The sequence below is a fragment of the Achromobacter sp. SIMBA_011 genome (assembly GCF_046535435.1).
GTDB lineage: Bacteria > Pseudomonadota > Gammaproteobacteria > Burkholderiales > Burkholderiaceae_B > Achromobacter > Achromobacter dolens.
The window spans coordinates 1-253 of the sequence record NZ_JAWRWN010000861.1 but is presented as its reverse complement, the minus strand read 5'-3'; the positions used below and the strand labels follow the sequence as shown (position 1 = coordinate 253).

Annotated in this window: 1 protein-coding gene; it reads right to left on the bottom strand. The window is 67.6% G+C overall.

Annotated features, from left to right (window positions below):
* Positions 1–253, bottom strand: a 253-nt coding sequence (locus tag SB816_RS33445) for an ArnT family glycosyltransferase (protein ID WP_410548434.1), incomplete at both ends; no start/stop codon positions are given.

Sequence of the window (253 nt, the reverse complement as noted above, 5' to 3'; positions counted from 1 at the left end):
CATCACGCGCTGCAGCAGCCACGCGAGGCTCGTCGCGACCCACGCGTAGAGCGGCGGCTTTTCCATGAAGGGCAGGCCGGCGTTGGTCGGCACGACGAAGTCGCCCGTCTCGAGCATGTGCTGGATGATGCCGAACGTATAGGTTTCGTCCTGCTTCCACGGATCGTGGCCGAGCACGCCGGGCAGCGTATACGCGCAGACCAGCGCGGCGACCAGCAGCCACACGCGCCAGCCGAGCCGTAGCACGCGATCG